Origin of the sequence: Mesorhizobium sanjuanii, assembly GCF_002529485.1 — a bacterium.
Lineage (GTDB): Bacteria > Pseudomonadota > Alphaproteobacteria > Rhizobiales > Rhizobiaceae > Mesorhizobium > Mesorhizobium sanjuanii.
This window is the reverse complement of the sequence record NZ_NWQG01000085.1, coordinates 1-19128: the sequence shown is the minus strand read 5'-3', so window position 1 is coordinate 19128 and position 19128 is coordinate 1. Positions and strand designations below refer to the sequence as shown.

The 19128-nt window shown below is 62.5% G+C and carries 13 protein-coding genes, 1 tRNA gene and 1 pseudogene; 10 read left to right on the top strand and 5 right to left on the bottom strand.

Translation table 11 applies throughout. The annotated features are described in order from the left end of the window. Positions 1 to 64 precede the first annotated feature (64 nt). Positions 65 to 4888 carry an NAD-glutamate dehydrogenase gene (locus tag CN311_RS14730; protein WP_097574525.1) on the bottom strand — a complete coding sequence of 1608 codons (4824 nt, stop codon included), beginning with the start codon at positions 4886 to 4888 and terminating at the stop codon, positions 65 to 67. A gap of 138 nt (positions 4889 to 5026) precedes the next feature. Between CN311_RS14730 and CN311_RS14725 the strand changes: the two genes are divergently transcribed. From CN311_RS14725 to CN311_RS14715, 3 genes are all read left to right on the top strand, one after another. After that, on the top strand, positions 5027 to 5590 hold the full coding sequence (locus CN311_RS14725) for a peroxidase-related enzyme (protein WP_097574524.1): 564 nt from the start codon (positions 5027 to 5029) through the stop codon (positions 5588 to 5590). 139 nt (positions 5591 to 5729) lie between these two features. After that, on the top strand, positions 5730 to 7550 hold the full coding sequence (locus tag CN311_RS14720; protein ID WP_097574523.1) for an aromatic amino acid ammonia-lyase: 1821 nt from the start codon (positions 5730 to 5732) through the stop codon (positions 7548 to 7550). Between the two features lie 159 nt (positions 7551 to 7709). Then, positions 7710 to 8033 carry a YciI family protein gene (locus CN311_RS14715; protein ID WP_097574522.1) on the top strand — a complete coding sequence of 108 codons (324 nt, stop codon included), beginning with the start codon at positions 7710 to 7712 and terminating at the stop codon, positions 8031 to 8033. A gap of 72 nt (positions 8034 to 8105) precedes the next feature. On the opposite strand, the gene CN311_RS14710 is transcribed toward CN311_RS14715, so the two are convergent. Then, a complete protein-coding gene (locus tag CN311_RS14710) occupies positions 8106 to 8720 on the bottom strand; it encodes a LysE family translocator (RefSeq protein WP_097574521.1) in 615 nt (204 codons plus the stop codon). A gap of 395 nt (positions 8721 to 9115) precedes the next feature. Here CN311_RS14710 and CN311_RS14705 point away from each other — a divergent pair, with 395 nt between their 5' ends. Further along, positions 9116 to 9742 carry a DUF1062 domain-containing protein gene (locus CN311_RS14705; RefSeq protein ID WP_097574520.1) on the top strand — a complete coding sequence of 209 codons (627 nt, stop codon included), beginning with the start codon at positions 9116 to 9118 and terminating at the stop codon, positions 9740 to 9742. Between the two features lie 55 nt (positions 9743 to 9797). On the opposite strand, the pseudogene typA reads toward CN311_RS14705, so the two are convergent. Beyond that, a pseudogene (gene typA, locus CN311_RS14700) lies at positions 9798 to 11626 on the bottom strand (translational GTPase TypA). 201 nt (positions 11627 to 11827) lie between these two features. Between typA and CN311_RS14695 the strand changes: the two are divergent. Beyond that, positions 11828 to 12109, top strand: a complete 282-nt coding sequence (locus CN311_RS14695; protein WP_097574519.1) for a hypothetical protein — start codon at positions 11828 to 11830, stop codon at positions 12107 to 12109. Between the two features lie 209 nt (positions 12110 to 12318). On the opposite strand, the gene CN311_RS14685 is transcribed toward CN311_RS14695, so the two are convergent. Then, positions 12319 to 13887, bottom strand: coding sequence for an alkaline phosphatase D family protein (locus CN311_RS14685; RefSeq protein ID WP_097574518.1), 1569 nt, complete (start codon positions 13885 to 13887; stop codon positions 12319 to 12321). 404 nt (positions 13888 to 14291) lie between these two features. On the opposite strand from CN311_RS14685, the gene CN311_RS14680 reads away from it, so the two are divergent. From CN311_RS14680 to CN311_RS14660, 4 genes are all read left to right on the top strand, one after another. After that, positions 14292 to 16076, top strand: coding sequence for an HsdM family class I SAM-dependent methyltransferase (locus tag CN311_RS14680; RefSeq protein ID WP_245440831.1), 1785 nt, complete (start codon positions 14292 to 14294; stop codon positions 16074 to 16076). Then, complete coding sequence (locus tag CN311_RS14675; protein WP_097574516.1) at positions 16073 to 17164, top strand: BsuBI/PstI family type II restriction endonuclease; 1092 nt, start codon at positions 16073 to 16075, stop codon at positions 17162 to 17164. The genes CN311_RS14680 and CN311_RS14675 overlap by 4 nt, the downstream gene beginning before the upstream one ends. A gap of 592 nt (positions 17165 to 17756) precedes the next feature. Further along, on the top strand, positions 17757 to 18053 hold the full coding sequence (locus CN311_RS14665; protein WP_097574515.1) for a VanZ family protein: 297 nt from the start codon (positions 17757 to 17759) through the stop codon (positions 18051 to 18053). 159 nt (positions 18054 to 18212) lie between these two features. After that, a complete protein-coding gene (locus CN311_RS14660; protein WP_165779707.1) occupies positions 18213 to 18710 on the top strand; it encodes a hypothetical protein in 498 nt (165 codons plus the stop codon). Between the two features lie 59 nt (positions 18711 to 18769). On the opposite strand, the gene CN311_RS14655 is transcribed toward CN311_RS14660, so the two are convergent. Then, a tRNA-Ala gene (locus tag CN311_RS14655) sits at positions 18770 to 18845 on the bottom strand. A gap of 73 nt (positions 18846 to 18918) precedes the next feature. On the opposite strand from CN311_RS14655, the gene CN311_RS32965 reads away from it, so the two are divergent. Beyond that, on the top strand, positions 18919 to 19128 hold a 210-nt coding region (locus CN311_RS32965), incomplete at its 3' end, for a hypothetical protein (RefSeq protein WP_208866499.1).

Below are 19128 nucleotides of genomic sequence, written 5' to 3'. Positions count from 1 at the left end.
GCAGGGCGCCGCTGTGCTCTATAGCGCAGTTTTTGCCGGCAATCTCGCGCGATATGGAAGACTGTCACATCCCCGTCAGGTCGCTCATCAGTCCCGAGGCCACCGACAGCCGCGACACGGTGATGTCGCCGCCTTCGGTCAGCGCCTGCAGCCGCTCGCGGATGCGCGCCACGCGCTCACCGCCGGCCTCCAGCCATGCGGCCACCGGGTCCGCCGCCTTGGCGTGGCTGGTGAGGGCGGCCACCGCTATGCCGCGTCTGGCCGCGCCGATCGTGTCGGTGGCGCGCGACAGCGCCATCTGATCGTAATAGTCCGATGGTGAGATCGAGCGCGCCGCATCCTCGACGCGTGGGATGCGGAAGGCATCGCTGACCGCGAAAAACGCCTTCGCAGTGGCAAAGATGTCGGCACTCGCCATCCGTGACGCCAGAGCGATGTCGGGGATGAGCTCCCCCACCTCGCTCAGCGCCAACTGTCCGGCCAGCCGCTCCGGCGCGCCGCCCTTGAACAGGCTGTGCCGCCGCTCCTCGATCCGTTCGCGCGAATAAGCGGGCAGCAGCGAAACGAGCTTCGGTTCGAGCGCCTTGCGCGCCTCCTGCAATTCGGCGATCCGCTGGCCGAGCGGTGCAATGCCGGCATCGTTCTTCAGATACCAGCCGGAGGTCACATAGATAAGCCGGCTAATGGACTGGTAGAGGTCGAGCTGCACCTGGCCGTCGATCTGGTTGTCGAGCGCGTCGATCTCCAGATAGAGCGCCGGCAGCGCAAAACCGTCGCGGACAACCGCGAAGGTCCGCACCACGTCGGCTGCCGTGCGTCCGGTTGCTTCCTGCAGCCGGTTGACAAAGGAGGGGCCGCCGCGATTGACCAGATCGTTGGCGACGACACGGGCGATGATCTCGCGGCGCAGGCGATGGTCGTGGATCTCGGCCGCATATTTCTTGGCCATGCGATCGGGGAAATAGCCCATCAGGTCGCGGTCGAAATGCGGATCGTCGGGCACGTCGCTGGCGACGATGTCGGAGAACAGAACGATCTTGGCATAGGCGAGCAGCACGCCGAGCTCGGCCCTGGTCAGCGGTTCGCCGCGCGCCTCGCGCTCGGCAAGGGCCGCGGGAGACGGCAGCGTCTCGACGGCGCGGTCGAGCAGGCCGCGCGCTTCCAGCGCCGTCATGAAGCGGCTCTGATGCGCAATGTCGGCCAGGCCACGCTTGCGGGCGACCGACAGCGCCAAAGTCTGCTGGTAGTTGTTGGACAGCACGAGTGAGCCGACCTCACCGGTCATCTCGGCCAGCAATTTGTTGCGCACAGGCCGCGTCAGCGCGCCCTTGCGCATGGCCGAGGCCAGCGCGATCTTGATGTTGACCTCGACGTCGGAGCAGTTGACGCCGCCCGAATTGTCGATGGCGTCCGAATTGCAGCGGCCGCCAGCCAGCCCGAACTCGATGCGGGCCCGCTGCGTCACCCCGAGATTGGCGCCCTCGCCGATGACCTTGGCGCGCACGTCGAGCGCGGTCACTCGAATGGCATCGTTGGCGCGGTCGCCGGCATCCGCGTTGGTTTCGGTCGATGCCCGCAGATACGTGCCGATGCCGCCGAACCACAGAAGGTCGACCGGCGCCTTGAGGATGGCGCTCATGATCTCGACCGGCGAGGCGGTGGTCTTGGCAAGACCGATCGCGGCGGCCGCGGCCGGCGGCAGCGTGATCGATTTCTGGCTGCGCGAGACGATGACGCCGCCTTCCGACAGCTTGGTCTTGTCGTAGTCCTGCCAGCTCGAACGCGGCAGATCGAACATGCGTTTGCGCTCGGCCATCGAGGCCGCCATGTCAGGATCGGGGTCGATGAAGATGTCGCGATGGTCGAAGGCGGCGATCAGCCTGGTCTGCGGTGACAGGAGCATGCCGTTGCCGAACACGTCGCCCGACATGTCGCCGACGCCGACGACGGTGAAGGGCGAGGTCTGGATGTCGCGGTTCATTTCGCGGAAATGCCGCTTCACCGCTTCCCATGCGCCCTTGGCGGTGATGCCCATTTTCTTGTGGTCGTAGCCGGCCGAGCCGCCGCTGGCAAAGGCGTCGTCGAGCCAGAAGCCATGCTTTTCGCTGATCGCATTGGCGGTATCGGAGAAGGTCGCCGTGCCCTTGTCGGCGGCGACGACGAAATAGGGATCGTCCTGGTCGCGCCTGGTCACGCCGGCCGGCGGGATGACGCCGTCCAGGCCGATATTGTCGGTGATCGACAACAGGCTCGAGACAAAGTTCTTGTAGGCCGAGGTGCCTGCTTCAAAAATGGCGTCGCGGCCGGCGCTCATCGGCAGTTTCTTCGGATAGAAGCCGCCCTTGGCGCCGACGGGCACGATCACCGCGTTCTTGACCTGCTGCGCCTTGACCAGGCCGAGCACCTCGGTGCGGTAGTCCTGGGCGCGGTCCGACCAGCGCAAGCCGCCGCGTGCAACTGGACCGAAGCGCAGATGCACGCCCTCGACCTCGGAACCGTAGACGAAGATCTCGCGCCACGGCCGCGGCGCCGGCAGGCCGTCGACCGCCTGCGAGTCGAACTTGATCGCCAGCGACTGGCCTTTCGCCTTCGTATCGGCAACGAAATGATTAGTGCGCAGCGAAGCTTCGATCAGATTGAGATAGCGGCGGATGATGGTATCGTCATCGATGTTGGGCACCTCTTCCAGCGCATCCCTGATCTTGGCCTTGAGATGCTTGGCCGCCACCGCGCCTTCGCCCTCGGCCGTCGGCCCAAGACGGGCGACGAACAGCGCATGCAAGCCCCGCGCTATGTCGGGATAGCGGTTGAGTGCTGCCGCGATAAAATCCTGGCTCTGCGGGATGCCCGCCTGCTGCAGATAGCGGCCATAGGCGCGCAGGATGGTGACTTCGCCCGACCACAGGCCGGCGGTCTGGGCAAGCCCGTTATAGCCGTCATTGTCGATGTCGCCGCGCCACACCGACAGGAACGCCTCCTCGAACAATGCACCGCTGTCGCTGAGGTCGATCGGCTTGCCGTAGCTGTTTTCAAGCTCCATGTCGTGGATGAAGACCATGCCCGGCTGATCACTATTGATCATGCCCGAGCGATCGTCGCCGACCTCGAAGGTGCGCTCGCTGATGACGCGGAAGCCGATGTTTTCCAGCACCGGCACCCGCCTGGACAGCGCCACCGGCTCGCCGTGGTGATAGATCTTGAGCGCGGCCTGATGTGGCTTCTGGTCGGCATGGCGGTAATAATCGATGGCGATCGGATTGGCGGCATCGATCCCGGCGATCCGCCTGGCGTCGGCCAGCGCCACCGCCGGCGGGAAACTGTCGCGGTAGCTTTCCGAGAAACGCGAGGCGATGGCTGGGAGCGCCGCCTCGGCGCCGGTCTCAGCGGCTGCTTCACGCAGCGCGTCGTCCCATGTGCGCACGATGTCGCGGATTGCCGCCTCGATGGTGGCCTGCTCGACCTTTGGCGTCTTGCCGCCGGAACGGCCGATGATGAAATGGACGCGCGCCAGGCCGCCTTCGGGGAAGGCTGGATAGTAGGCCGACAAGCGGCCTTCGAACGCCGTCTTCAGGTAGGCCCCGATCTTCTCGCGCACGACGCTGTCGTAGCGATCGCGCGGCACGAAGACGAGGATGGAGACGAAGCGGTCGAACTGGTCGGCGCGCACCAGCGCCCTGACGCGTGGTCGCTCGACCAGCCCCAATATGGCTTCGGCATGCTTGCGAAGGACTGGCACGGGAACCTGGAACAATTCGTCGCGCGGATAGCTTTCCAGCACATTGGTAAGCGCCTTGCCGGAATGGTCGCCGGGATTGAAACCGGACTTGGCGATGATGGTCTCGGCCTTCGACCTGAGATAGGGAATCTTCATCACCGAACGCGTGTAGGCGGTCGAGGTGAACAGGCCGACGATGCGCAATTCGCCGGCGAGCGCGCCCTTGGCGGTGTAGGTCTTGATGCCGATGTAATCGAGATAGATGCGGCGGTGGACGGAAGACTTGGCATTGGCCTTGGTGACGATCAGTGGCTCCGGCCCGTGCAGGAAGGCGCGGATTTCCGGCGTCGTCGTCACCGCTTCGGTGCCGCGCCTGAGCACCAGCACGTCCGGATCGGACAGGATGCCGAGGCCGGGCTTCTCCGCGCGCTCCAGCGTGCCGCTCTTTTCGCCACCGGTGTATTTGAACTCGCGCATGCCGAGGAAGGTGAAATTGTCGTCGCGCAGCCATTCGAGGAAGGCGATCGCCTCGGTGACGCTGGCCTTGTCGAGCGGCACCGGCGCATAGCGGAATTCGTGGATCGCCTGGTCGAGCCGCGCCAGCATCGGCTTCCAGTCGGTGACCGCGGCGCGCACCTGGCCCAGAAGCTTCTTCAATCGCCCGGCCAAAGCCTCGGCCTGCTCGACCGGAAGGCGGCCGATATGGACGTGGATGACGCTCAGCCGGTCATGGCTGGGATCACCCTTGGCGAAGCCGCCATCGCCGAGGATTTCCTCGACGCCGCTCTTGCCGTGCCTGACAACGATGACCGGATGAGTAACCAGCAGCGGTTCGCCGGCGCTGTCGGTGATCTCGCCGAGGATGGAATCGAACAGGAATGGCATGTTGTCATTGACGACGGTGATGATCGTCATCGGCCGGCCTTGGCGCACGACGCCGGAATCGACGTCGATGGCGACTACGCAATCGCCTTTCTTATGTTTGGCGACGGCGCGCCTGGCGAGATCGGCGGCGCGTTCGAGGTCGGCGGCGTCATAGGCGGCGACGTCTTCGGCCGGCGCGCGGGCCAAGAGATAGTCCCCTAGACTGCCTTGTCGTTCGCTCGCCTTTACCGCGCCTCCCCTCACCGTAGCTGTCTTTTTCGGCTGGCTTGCGGCTTTCAGGCTGGCCATGATGCGAAGTCCCTCCCGTCACATGCTTTTGCAACTATGGTAGCAGATGACCGGTATTTGGCGACAAAGGTTTGACGGCTTTCGACGAAATATCGGAAATCGGCGCAAATCACGGATGAATGATGAGGAGGCGTGTCCATGACAGGCAGAATTACCGCACTTGACCTCGAGCAGGCGGAATTGAGCGAAGCGACGAAGAGCTATTTCGCCAAATGCGAGGAGAAGCTCGGCCTCGTTCCCAACGTGCTCCGGGCCTACGCCTTCGACGAGAAGAAGCTGCGTGCCTTCACCGACATGTACAACGATTTGATGCTGGGCGAGTCGGGGTTGTCGAAGCTGGAGCGCGAGATGATCGCGGTGGCCGTCTCCTGCGTCAACCACTGCTACTATTGCCTGACCGCCCATGGCGCGGCGGTGCGCCAGCTTTCCGGCGACCCAGCCTTCGGCGAGATGATGGCGATGAATTTCCGCGCCGCCGATCTTTCCCCGAGGCAAAAGGCGATGCTCGAATTCGCGGTCAAGCTGACCGAGGAGCCGGCCAAGATCGTCGAGGCCGATCGGGCAGCACTTCGCCAGGCCGGCTTTTCCGACCGCGACATCTGGGACGTCGCCTCGACCGCCGCCTTCTTCAACATGTCGAACCGGGTGGCCGCGGCGATCGACATGCGGCCGAACGACGAATACCACGCCATGGCGCGATAGGGCCACACCAGCCTCTCTATCGGTCCTGCAACCAAGAATTGTTGACAGGCCGACGCTGACAGTTAGTTTTTGAGGAAACAAAATTTCCAGGGGGTGAAACTCGTGACCCGAAGCCCTGCTTCGACAATGGGAGCCCCTTATGCCTAGCCGAATTGCCAAGCCCAAAATCCTTCTCTGCGCCCTGACCATGACATGGGCGCTCGTCGCAGCCCCCGCCCTCGCCTTCGAGGCGACGACCACCTACCAGCCTATTTTCGAGACGGCGGCCGACAAGACGATAACGCTGACCGGCCACGACCTGACCATCGAACAGGTCATCGACATCGCCCGCAGCGGCGCCAAGGTCGAGCTCAGCCCCGAGGCCTTGCAGCGTTCGGCGGATGCCTATGGCCTGCTGCTGGAGGGCGCGGCCGAAGGCGTCACCATCTACTGGTTCAACCGGGGCGCCGGCGATCAGCGCGAAACCGTGATCTTCTCCGGCGATCCGACGACGCCTGAAAACACCAAGCTCCTCAAGGACCAGCAGCTGGCCCGCTTCAAGGGCGGCGTGACGCGCGGCTACGGCCCGGAACTGCAGGAAGAAGCGCTGGTGCGCGCCATTATGGCGATCCGCGCCAACACCATATCCTACGAAGCGGCAAGCCCGCAGCTGACGCATATGCTTGTCGACATGCTGAACAAGCGTGTGACGCCCGTCGTGCAATCGCGCGGTACGCTTGGCGAAGGCGACCTGGCGACGCTCGGCAACATCGGCGCCGCCATGGTCGGCGAGGGCGATGCCTATCTCAACGGCGTTCGCATGCCCGCCGCGCAGGCCCTTGCACAAGCAGGATTGAAGCCGCTCGAACCCTTCGCCGCCGACCAGGCGGCGCTCATCAGCACCAACGCCTATGCGCAGGCTCAGGCGGTGCTTCTGGTCGAGGATGCGCGAAAGCTCCTGGAATGGACCGATCTGAGCTATGCCATGGGTCTCAACGGCATGAATTCCAGCGTCACGCCGATCTCCGTGCCGGTGCAGGCGATGCGGCCTTATCCATGGCTGACCTGGGACGCCGCCCGCATCATGGACATGATCAAGGGCAGCTACCTCTTCGACGAGGACCCGGCCCGTATCATCCAGGATCCGGAAAGCATGCGCGCCTCCAGCCAGCGCCAGGGCTCGGCCTGGCAGGCCTGGGCCGATCTGCGCGATTCCGTGCTCTTGTCGATCAATTCGTCGGATCACAATCCGGCGGTCCTTCCCGGCCTGACGCCGCAAAGTTCGCCGGAATTGAACACGCCGCAATTCATGCAATACTATATCAAGGGCGGGAAGCTGAGTAACGGCAAGTCCGGCTACATCTTCTCAAACGCCAATTGGGATCCCTATCCCCTGGCCAACCAGGTCGAGGCCTTCACCAATGCCTTGACCAATCTGGGCGTTGCCGTGGCCCAGCGCATCGAGCGCTTCCGCAATCCCTTCTTCACCGTGATCAAGCCCGCCGATGTGCTTAGCGCCGACCAGCGCAAGGACATCCCATCCTTCGACGGCTATCTGCCGACTGATCTGTGGCAGGAACTGGCTGACCTCGGCACGCCGGTTACCCCGAACGGACAGGCAATCGTCGCCACCGTCGAGGATCTGGAAGCGCAGACCCGCATCAAGACGCAACGCGCCCGCGAGGCGGTCGACGTGTCGTTTCATCTGGTGGCGCAGGATCTTTTGACGGCGAGCTATTGGATGGAACTACGCAAGGCGCAGAAGCCGGAGCGAAAGTTCGGCGAGGCACCGACGGCGGCTCTCGCGGCGCTCCGCCAGGTGATCCCCTGGCAGCAGTCTGCGTCGGCTCGGCCAAAGCGGCCGCTCGGAATGGTCGCCTATGATTTCATGCAGCAAAATCCGGCGACCAGATTCTATCCAGGCGGACCGCAGGCGCCGAGGAGTCCAACAGCGCCGACAGCCGGCGTGCTGCCCAATTAGGACACGGCCGAAGGATGCCCCCATGTAATGGCCCGGTGAGCCATCGCGCCTTATATTAGCTGCTTCGCATTCTCATTGCTTGTTTGCCGGTTTGGCTTGATGATCGGCATGCGGCATGACCGCGTGCCGGTTCGATGCCGCTGATCAAGGGAGGAGAACATGGCGAAATTTCTCTACGTCTATCACGGCTCGGGCAAGATGCCGACCGACGAGGCCGAGCGGAAAGCAGCGATGGATGCCTGGACCGGCTGGTACGCCAAGCTTGGCTCGGCCGTTATCGATGGCGGCAATCCGGTCGGCATGTCGAAGACCGTGCTTCCCGGCGGCAAGGTCGAGAACAATGGCGGCAGCAATCCGACCGCCGGCTATACGATCATCGAAGCCAAAGACATCGACGATGCCGTCGCCAAGGCCAAGGATTGCCCGATCCTGACGGACCCGGGTTTCAGCGTCGAGATCGCGCCGATCGTCGAAATGATGTGACGCGCCGTTCGTTTGGGCATGATCTCTCGGCAAACGAACCGTTTGTCCGAGAAAACCGGTTCGGGATCAAGCTCAGGACCGCGCCGCGATCGCCGCCGCAGCACCTGCCATGGTGCCGGCGCTGATGCGGTTGGCGATCTTCATCGCCCGTTTGCTCCGGAGCAGTTTTCGCGCCTGCGAAGCGGCCAGCACCCAGGCGAGATCGATGGCGATGAGGACCACCGCCATCGTCGCCGTCAGCTCGATCCAGCCGACGAGGCTGACCGAGGCGAGGTCGATGATGGTCGGCAGCAGCGCCAGGTAGAACATCATGATCTTGGGATTGCCGAGCGTCACCGCCATGCCGGCGAAAAACAGCTTCGCCGGCGAATCTTCGCGCGGCATCTCGCCCTCGCGCGCCTCGACCGGCGCCGTCCACATCTTCCAGGCGAGGTATGCGAGATAGGCGACGCCGACCCACTTCACGATAACGAAAGCGAAGTGAAACGTCTGCGCCACCACCGCCAGCCCGAACACCGCCAGCGACAGCCAGATGGCCTCGCCGATCCACATGGCGAGCAGGAACGGAAACACGTCGCGAAAGCCTTTTAAGATCACCCGCGCCACGAGCGCGGCGATCGAAGGGCCGGGTGAGCCGGCGGCGACGAAAAGGGCGGCGGCGAAGATCAGAAGCGACGTGAAGTGCATGACCAGTATCTCTGATTGGGATGTTGATCGCTCAATATTAGCCCAACTGTCCCCGCAGCGGTAGCATCGACAATTGAAGGGGCTTGTCGACCCGCCGCCTCGCGGCTAGAAGTCTCGCCCCGACACAATTTCGAGCTTCACTTTGCCTACGTAACCGCCGGTCTCGTCAACTCCCCCGACACAATGCATGGCGCCGCATTCGCGACGTCTGTTTCATTTCATGTGTTCCTCAGGGTGGCGGTTCGAGACCGGTTTGGCACTGCTGAACCGCTGTTGCGTTTCACCACCCGCGACACCTGATTTCCGACCACCGCAGCCTCTCGCCACGCCGTGTCCGCATGGGCATCTCGACATCGCCGATCTGATGGACTTCCCGACGGGAAGGGCTTTTCGGCATGTCTTCGATACTACGTATCCTCTGGGCGATCGCGCCCAAGACCGCACCTCGACCTCACATCAACTGCAATCGCTGCGGCGCCTTCAAGGCTTACCACTGCAGCGGGAAATTCCGCGTCAACGCCAATGGCAAACGTATCGATGCGTGGCTGATCTACCGCTGCATCGATTGCGACAATTCCTGGAATTTCGGCGTTCTGGAGCGGCGCAATCGCCGCGACATTGAGCCTGCGTTGTTGCACGCGCTCGAAGGCAACGACCCGGCCCTGGCGCGTCGCCATGCCTTCGATGTCGTTGCGCTGCGCAGCAGGGTCGGGCGCGTCGAGGAGTTCCCCGACGTCACCATTCGTAAGGAAGCACTCGACGACAGGCCGGAAAAGACAACCGCCCTGGAACTCCAACTCGAATTGGAAATGCCGACATCGTTGCGCCTCGACCGTCTTCTGGCCGGTGAACTCGGCATCTCCAGGTCGAGGCTTCAAAGCTGGGAAGACAAACGATTGCTGATCGTGGCACCCGATGGGGCCAAGGCCCTGCGCAGGCCGGCCCGCCCGGGCACGGTGATCCGCGTCGATCTGGCCGGCGAAGCCGACAGCGACGCCATCGTCTCGGCTGCCGGCGGGTAGAGTAAAAAGGGAGGGAGCAGTGTTCCCTCCCTTGATGATCATTCCGGAGAAAAGCTTACGCCGCGCCGACCACCTTGGCCGACTTCTCGAAACGCTTGCGCTCGTTCGGGTCGAGGTACAGCTTGCGCAGCCGGATGGTCTTCGGCGTCACCTCGACCAGCTCGTCGTCCTGGATCCAGGCCAGCGCCCGCTCCAGCGTCATGCGGATCGGCGGCGTCAGCTTCACCGCTTCGTCCTTGCCGGCGGCGCGGATGTTGGTGAGCTTCTTGCCCTTCAGCACATTCACTTCGAGGTCGTTGTCACGGCTATGGATGCCGATGATCATGCCCTGATAGACCTTGACGCCCGGATCGATGACCATCGGGCCGCGGTCTTCCAGGTTCCACATCGCGTAAGCCACCGACTCGCCCTGCTCGTTGGAGATCAGCACGCCATTGGTGCGGCCGGGCAATTCGCCCTTGTAGGGCTCGTAGGCATGGAACAGCCGGTTCATGACAGCAGTGCCGCGCGTATCGGTCAGCAGTTCCGACTGGTAGCCGATCAGGCCGCGCGTCGGCGCGTGGAAGACGATGCGCTGGCGGTTGCCGCCGGACGGGCGCAGCTCGACCATTTCGGCCTTGCGCTCCGACATTTTCTGCACGACGACGCCGGCATGCTCCTCGTCGACGTCGATGACGACTTCCTCGACCGGCTCCAGCAATTCGCCGTTTTCGCCCTTCTGCATGACGACGCGCGGCCGCGACACGGCGATCTCGAAGCCCTCGCGGCGCATCGTCTCGATCAGCACGGCCAGCTGCAATTCGCCGCGGCCGGAGACGAAGAACGAATCCTTGTCCGCCGATTCCTCGATCTTCAGCGCGACATTGCCCTCGGCCTCGCGCAGCAGGCGGTCGCGGATGACGCGGCTGGTCACCTTGTCGCCTTCGGTTCCGGCCAGCGGCGAATCGTTGACGAGGAAGGACATGGTCACGGTCGGCGGATCGATCGGCTGCGCATGCAGCGGCTCGCTCACCGCCGGGTCGCAGAACGTGTCGGCGACGGTGCCTTTCGACAGGCCGGCAATGGCGACGATATCGCCCGCCTGCGCTTCGTCGATCGGCTGGCGCTCGAGCCCGCGGAAGGCAAGGATCTTCGAGACGCGGCCGGTTTCGATCTGGGTGCCGTCATGGTGCAGCACCTTGACCGCCTGGTTGGATTTCAGCGTGCCGCTCTCGATGCGGCCGGTGATGATGCGCCCGAGGAACGGATTGGCTTCCAGGATGGTGCCGATCATGCGGAACGGGCCGGGATGAACGGTCGGCGCCGGCACATGCTTGATGACGAGATCGAACAGCGGCGCCAGGCCCTGGTCCTTCGGACCTTCGGGGTTTTCCGAGACCCAGCCATCGCGGCCGGAGCCATAGAGGATCGGAAAGTCGAGCTGCTCGTCGGTGGCGTCGAGTGCTGCAAACAGGTCGAACACCTCGTTGACCACCTCGACATGGCGGGCGTCCGGCCGGTCGATCTTGTTGATGACGACGATCGGCTTCAGGCCGACCTTGAGCGCCTTGCCGACGACGAACTTGGTCTGCGGCATCGGTCCTTCGGCGGCGTCAACCAGCACGATGGCCGAATCCACCATCGACAGGATGCGCTCGACCTCACCGCCGAAATCGGCGTGGCCGGGGGTGTCGACGATGTTGATGCGGGTGTCCTTCCAGTCGACCGAGGTCGCCTTGGCCAGGATGGTGATGCCGCGTTCCTTTTCAAGGTCGTTGGAATCCATGGCGCGCTCGGCGACGCGCTGATTGTCGCGGAAGGAGCCGGACTGCTTCAAAAGCTGGTCTACGAGGGTGGTTTTCCATGGTCGACGTGCGCGATGATCGCGATATTACGAATTTTCATGTTGTGGTCTCGGGAGCGTTGCAGGCAGCAGGCCAAAAGGCGCCGCCTCTTTCAGTTGCGCGGCTCATACAGGGTTTTTCGCATTTGCGAAAGAGGATGCCGATACCCAAATATCTGGTCACCAATTCTTAAGCCTCTTCGTGTCAAATGTTTTTTGTTAACCAAGGCGGAACCTTGCCGGCTCCGAGCAGTTCAATTTTCATGATCGATCCACTCAGCAGATTGCGTCCAGTCCTGGCATGGGCAGCTCTCGCCGTGATTCTCGCGGCAGGTGCGGCGCAGTCGGCTGCGACGATCAAGGATGCGGGCGCCGTCGTGAAATCCGACACGCAGACGGCCGAGGAGCTTTTCGCTGACGCCCCCTATGGCGTCGACCCGGTGGTGACCGGTCCGGTCAGTGCCTCCTTCAAGCAGAAGCAGCAAGCCGCCGGCTGCGACAGCGCGGTCTGGCCGAAGATTCCGACCGTCTGCTACCCGGATTAATTATTGCGTCGGCTATCCTGACAAAGGTAGCACTCCGGCACCCCCCTCTGTCCTGCCGGGCATCTCCCCGCAAGGGGGGGACATCAGATGTCGCGTCGGCTTTCGCCAACCTCCAGCGCTGAAGGACGAGCGGCAGCGGCAAAGCTGCTAATCTCCCCCCTTGCGGGGAAGATGTCCGGCAGGACAGAGGGGAGTGCCTCGCGCCGACCTCACGCCGACCGCACTGGATCGAGCGTCGCCTTGTAGAGCTCGTTGTCGTCGCGATCCATCAGCCGCACCGTCATCTGTTCGGTGGCGCCATTGATATCGACAAGGCCGAAGAACTGCAGGCCGGCCGACGGCGGCAGGTTCTGGCCCTGCTCGGCGGTCGGCGCTTTGATGAACTTCAGCTCCGGCCCGAAGGTCATGTCCAAATCATTGGGGCCGAACGTGCCGGCATGGATCGGGCCTGAGACGAACTCCCAGAACGGGTTGAAATCCTGAAACTGCGCCTTGTCGGGATTGTAATAATGCGCTGCCGTGTAATGCACGTCGGCGGTCAGCCAGACGGTGTTGTCGATGCCGGCGTTCTTGATGTAGCGCAGAAGATCGGCGATTTCGAGCTCGCGACCCTTGGCCGGGCCGTTGTCGCCATTGCTGACCGCCTCGGCTCCAACCTTCTTGGCGCCGTCGTCCCAGACGACAAGGCCGAGCGGCATGTCGGCGGCGATGATTTTCCAGGTCGCCTTGGAGTTCGCCAGTTCGCGCTTCAGCCATTTGATCTGCTGTTCGCCGAGAATGCGCGATTGCGGCGTCATGGTCTCCTCCATGCCCGGACCGTTGGGACCGCGATAGGAGCGCATGTCGAGGAAGAACACGTCGAGCAGCGGCCCATAGGCGATCTTGCGATAGACGCGGCCGGGCTCCGATGGCTCATAGCGGATCGTCGTCATCTCATGGAAGGCGCGCGCCGCCCGGGCCGCCAGCACATGGATGGATTTTTCCGAGTAACGATCGTCGGCGCTCAAATCCTTCGAATCCGACCAGTTGTTCAGCACCTCATGGTCGTCCCACTGGTAGAAAGTCGGGCAGATGGCGCTGAGGCCCAGCACGTGTCTGTCCATCATATTGTATTTCCACTGGTCTCTATATTCCTCCAGCGTCTCGGCGACCTTGCGCTTGCCGTCGATGAGCACGACGTTCTTCCATTTGCCGCCGCCGGGCAGATCGACCTCGTCCTTCATGGCGCCGTCGGCATAGATGGTGTCGCCCGAATGCAGGAAGAAATCGGGCGTGTGCTTGCCTATCGTGGCGTAGGTCTTCATGCCGGTCTCGTCGATGCCCCAGCCCTGGCCGGCGGTGTCGCCCGACCAGGCAAACTTGATATCGCGCTTCGAAGCCGGCGCCGTCCGGAAGCGGCCGACTATCGGCTCGGAGACGGCGTTGATGTCGGCGAGATCGGCGGCAATCATGCGATAGAAGATGTCCTGGTCGGCGGCGAGGTCGGTGAGTAGCCGCTTCACCGTGTAATCGCTCGCCGGCGAGGTATCGAGCGACGCAAGACGGGTGGCATTGGCGAAATTCTCTGTCGAAGAGACTTCGAACATGACGCGCGACGGGCGATCCGTGCGCGTCCACACCATGCCGCTGGTTTCATCGATATCACCGGACTGCACGCCATGCGTGAAAGCCGGTCGCTGGTTGGCGCGGGAATAATAGGGAAGCGCAAGCCCGGAGGCACCGACCAGGCCAAGGGCACTGGCCGAGGTGACGAAAGCGCGGCGTGAAATCTTGTTCATGGCTGTCTCCTGGGTGGCTTTGAACGTTGCCCCCAAGGTCCGGCCTCAATGTTTCAGCCGCATCTCGAAACCATGAAGGTTTCGTTACAATCGACAGGCGGGCGATCTCCCCCTTCGAGGGGGATGCGCCCTGACTTCGGGCATTTCCTGGCAAATCACGCCAAGCACGCTGACTGAGGTGCTTGCCGCAGGTGGCGACGATGCCAAGTGCGCATTTGATGCGACGATGGACAGGAGATCTACGTTGCGGCAATCGAGGCGGTGCGGCTAACGCCAGTAGTTGCCTTAAGGTCGCGTTCGCTGCGATTTCCACATGGAACATAATAAGAACACGTGATAGGCTATCGCGTAGACGGGTTTAGCAGGCTACGGTCGAGGGGATGGGAGAAGTTTCACAGATTCGCTTGTCGGAGTTGCGTGCGACGTCGCAGTCCGTGGTGGACGGATATGCATTGAAAGTTGCGCGTGGGGACCTGTCGAAAGCACGCCTTCTGGCGCGTGTGTGGTGCGCGACGATCGACGAATGTGATCGCGAGACCTGTGCAGTTTCGCTGACCCGCCACGCCTTGGAAGCTTTGTCCAGGTCCATTGGCGTTTCCCCGGCATTGTGCCCCTCACTCGCCTTCACAGAGCAGTTGGACGAGCCCGCATCCGCGCTCGCAAACACCATTGGAGAAACCGCCGCACGGCTGCCTATTCTTGAAGCTCTCCATCTGGTGACCAGCCTCTATCCGGCCCTGTTGCCAACCAAGGAGCGTGGCGAACGCGGTGCCTTCTACACGCCGCCGGCTCTGGTCAATCGCCTTCTCGATCAAGCTGAAGAGGAAGGCCTCGATTGGCGTACCGCGCGAGTTCTTGATCCCGCTGCCGGCGGTGGGACATTTCTGTTTCATGCCGCGCATCGCATGATCGCCGCGCTTGGCGAGTGCGAGCCTGCTTTCGCGCTCAGCCATGTCGGCACGAGGCTTGCTGGTTTCGAGCTCGACCCTCACGCGGCCATGCTCGCACAGGGCGCGCTGGAGATCGCTCTCGCCGATGTTGCGATCAAAGCTGGCCGCGCCGCCCCTACCATTGTGACGGCCTGCAATACGCTTGAAGCCGATTCGGAGCCCGTCTTCGATCTCGTTGTCGGCAATCCGCCCTACGGACGAGTCTCCTTGCCATCCGAACTGCGAGAGCGTTATGCGCGCAGCCTTTACGGTCACGCTAACCTCTACGGCGTTTTCACCGATGCTGCGCTGCGCTGGACAAAGCACGGCGGCCTGGTCGCCTTTCTAACGCCGACAAGCTTTCTTGGTGGTCATTACTATTCTGCGCTGCGCAGCCTTCTCGCCCGGGAGGCGCCACCCGTCGCGATCGACTTCGTGCATGCGCGGCGCGGCGTTTTCGAGGATGTACTGCAGGAGACGCTGCTCGCTGTCTACAAGCGCGGCGCTGAACCGCAGCGCGCGCAGATACACTATTTGACCGTCGCGTCCGAAACCGAGGCCAAGGTTACCCGCAATGGCACGATAGCCTTGCCATCCGATCGCACCGCACCCTGGCTCGCCCCGCGCACCCCAGAGCACAGCCGACTTATCGCCCAGGCCGAGACGATGACGCATCGCCTTGCTGATTGGGGCTACGAGGTCTCGACCGGCCCGCTCGTTTGGAATCGCTTCAAGGATCAATTGCGCGACCGCGCCGGCGGCAAAGGCGTGCATCCATTGATCTGGGCAGAGTCTGTTACCTCTGGCGGCCAATTCACCTATCGCGCGCGCAAGAAGAACCACGCCCCTTATTTCAAGCTGGAAGCTGGCGATGACTGGCTGCTTGTCGAGGAGCCCTGCGTTCTCGTTCAACGCACAACCGCCAAGGAGCAGGCCCGCCGACTGATCGCCGCGGAACTTCCGGAAGAGTTCATCGATACATATGGCGGCGTCGTTGTCGAAAACCACCTCAACATGGTCCGCGCGACCAGCAGCACGAAGGTGCCGGCGGCAGTCGTCTCGGCTCTGCTGAACAGCCGTGTCGTCGATGATCTTTTTCGCTGCATCAGCGGCAGCGTCGCCGTCTCGGCCTTCGAGCTCGAAGCGCTCCCGCTGCCGGCACCCAAAAGCACCAAGGCGCTGGCGAAGCTTGTCACAGCGGGGGCAACGCGGGAGCAGATCCAGGCGGAATGCGACCGCCTCTACGGCGAGTTCATATGACGGCGCGGCCGCCTTATGCGACACGTGATCTTATCGCCGGGCGACTGCCGCTGATTTTTCCGGAAGGCACGCCGAACCGCATTTATTGCATACGGGAACTGGCCGCCAGCACCGTGTTCGCCGCACTCTACATCGGCGCTGTCGAGGGTTCAGGGCGATTTCTTGGCCCGGTCCATGTCTATCGCATGACCCGCGAGCAGGCAGCGCTGGCGGACGATGCCGATCGAGATGCCTACGCCGCCGCCGTCTTGCGGAAAAACGGCATCGTTGCGGGATCACGCTGGTACGCGGACAATACGCGCGAGCCCATTCGTGACGAGACGCTGCGAGACGGCCTGGTGGCAATCGGCGCCGTCCTGCGTCGTGAGGATTTGCCGACAACTTCAGGTCAACCCCGCTATGCGCTGAAAGCGGACTTTTCTACACTGTTCGATCCGGCGCTAGAAGGTGAAGCGCTGGACGTTGCTATCGCGAATTTCCAGGAAACGCACCTCAGCAAGGGCGCGCTGGCCCGCGTGACCATCATGCGCGCCGGTGCCGCCGCCAACGCCGCCGGCATTCGAGTCACCTTTCCGAACGGCGAAACGAGATTGCTCGCGCCAGGGCCGAGTTCGATCATTGCACAAGCCGTCATCGAGGTATTCGCCAAGCGATTCCTGGCCGCTCCCGCCATGCTATGGCTGAGCGAGAGTGGCAACAAGGTGGTCGTTCGCGATGACGCCATTGCCAATGCGATCGGTCTCAAGATCGAGGCTGACAAGAACCTGCCCGACATCATCCTCGCCGATCTTGGCCACAAGGAGCCCTTGATCCTGTTCGTTGAAGTCGTGGCGACTGATGGCGCAATCACAGACCGCCGACGCGATGCCATTCATGCTGTCACGGATGCGGCTGGTTTCGACCGGAAACAGATTGCGTTCCTCACAGCCTATCAGGATCGCCAATCCGCTGGCTTCAAGAAGACCGTCGCGCAACTCGCCTGGGGTTCATTCGCCTGGTTCTTGTCGGAGCCCACCCAACTTCTCGTGCTTCATGACGGCACAGCCGACAAGCGCTCACTCGGCAGCTTGCCCTGGATCGCGCTATAGCACCGGACCACTGGCGCGCGGCTGGAGGAGGTGCGTTTCTCTATATCGAGGCCTTCGCCAATCTCTACCGCGATGCCGCCGACATCATCCGCGCCCATCGCTCGGGCGGCGTGGTCGATCCGGCGCAGGCCGCCCAGGCGCCCGACGTCGTCGACAGCGCGCGCGGCGTGAAGTTCGTCGCGGCAGCCGCCGGCGGAACCTGGACGCCTGCCTTGTTTTCCTGAGTGTGTAGCTCAGCCGGCACTATCGAGCGGCGTGCTTGAGCGATTCATCGTCTCTCTCTTTGCTTTGACGCAATTCCCCAGGGAAAGCACCACGCGCCTTCCCGGGAAAACCGTTCCATACTTTTCCTGGAACTGCCTTAAAGCACTGTCTTTCATCTGTTTGGCCGATGCGCCGGGTTGTTGGGAAGTGAAATTTACAATTAGTAAGTGCGGGTCATGAGCAAATTCTTTGGGCCCGATCATTTTGGATGAAAGACTGACAAACCTTGTCGCATGTAGGATCACCTATCATCACAGCAAGAACTGCTTTTCTGGCCATCTTGGCTGTCGTCCTCCTGCTAACCCTTTCACCAGGGTGGCTTTTGCAGATGCTTGGCATCGCCATCACCCTTGGTCATGACAAACTCAACCACGTCGCTGCGTTTGCCGTGTTGGCGACCATCGGATTTTTTGCCTGGCCGGACCACAGGGCAAAGCTGACTGTGCTCCTCGTTCTGACCGCCGCCGCGATCGAGGTTGTTCAAGGCTTGCAACCGATTGGACGCTACCGGGATGCCTGGGACTGGGCTGCCGGCTGCGTCGGCATGGCGTGTGGGTTGCAAATCGCGAGATGGACAAGGAATTTCACCGGCGCCCTGAGATACGAGAAGCGAACACCCCTGTAGTTTCAGGCGGCACCGGAAGTCGGCAATGACGATCCATATCCGGGTGGTGTGAAGGCGCGGCACAACAATTTCTCGTGAAGCTGTGCGGGTTGACTCGACTGTTTCGTTGCCTACGTAACCGAGTGGGCGAAGGGGCAAAACGCAAATCCGATATCGGCAATGACACCTCTGCGCTTTCGAAAGCTTGCCCTTCTTCTGCCGGCCGGCATGTCAATCCTGTCTTCCTGTGTCATCCCCGACGATACGTCGGGCATCGCGAAGGTGGACGCCACCACGGCGGCGGCCCGCAAGGAGATGGTCGGCCTCAGCGAGGCCGACGTGCGCATGTGCGCGGGCTTTCCGACCGCTACCGCCGGCGCCGGCCATTCGAGCCAGATCTGGACCTATCAGCGCGTGGTGCAGCGTGGCAATCTCAGCATCGTGGTGCCGACCTTGGCCGTGGGTGCGATCCCTGCGGTCGGAGGGTCCGTCAATGTCGCTCCCGGCGGCTATTGCAATACGCAGATTCGCATGGTCGACGGCCGCGTCGCCGAGGTCGCCTATGCCGGCGACAACAATTTGCCGAACAGCGTCGATGCGCTCTGCGTCAGTACGGTGGATGCCTGCGTGGCCTATGCGCGCCAGCGCGATCACAGGGCGACAGCCGTCTCCAGGTAAGCGGAGTCAAGCCAGTCTAGTTCAAAGCTGCGAAGACTGACGGTTCTGGGAAGATCCGCTGGTGGAGCTGAGGAGGATCGAACTCCTGACCTCGTCATTGCGAACGACGCGCTCTCCCAGCTGAGCTACAGCCCCGTCCAGCGGATGGCGCATTTATCGGGCGCGGCGGTTTGCTGTCAAGGCTGGGTTTTGCATAGAGCGGAATGCGGTGAAGGTGAATTGGGCATCCCGCTCTATCTATTTCGTTTTAGCCGCATTTGTGCGACGCCAAGTGATTCCACTTGGCTGCAAAATGCTCTACGGCCTCGTTTCAGCCATCGATGCGACATGCGGCGGGAAACCGGCTCTTGCCGGTTTGGCGCTCAATGGCTACATGTCGGCAACAATTGGAGACCGGCATGATCGCCCTCATTCAAAC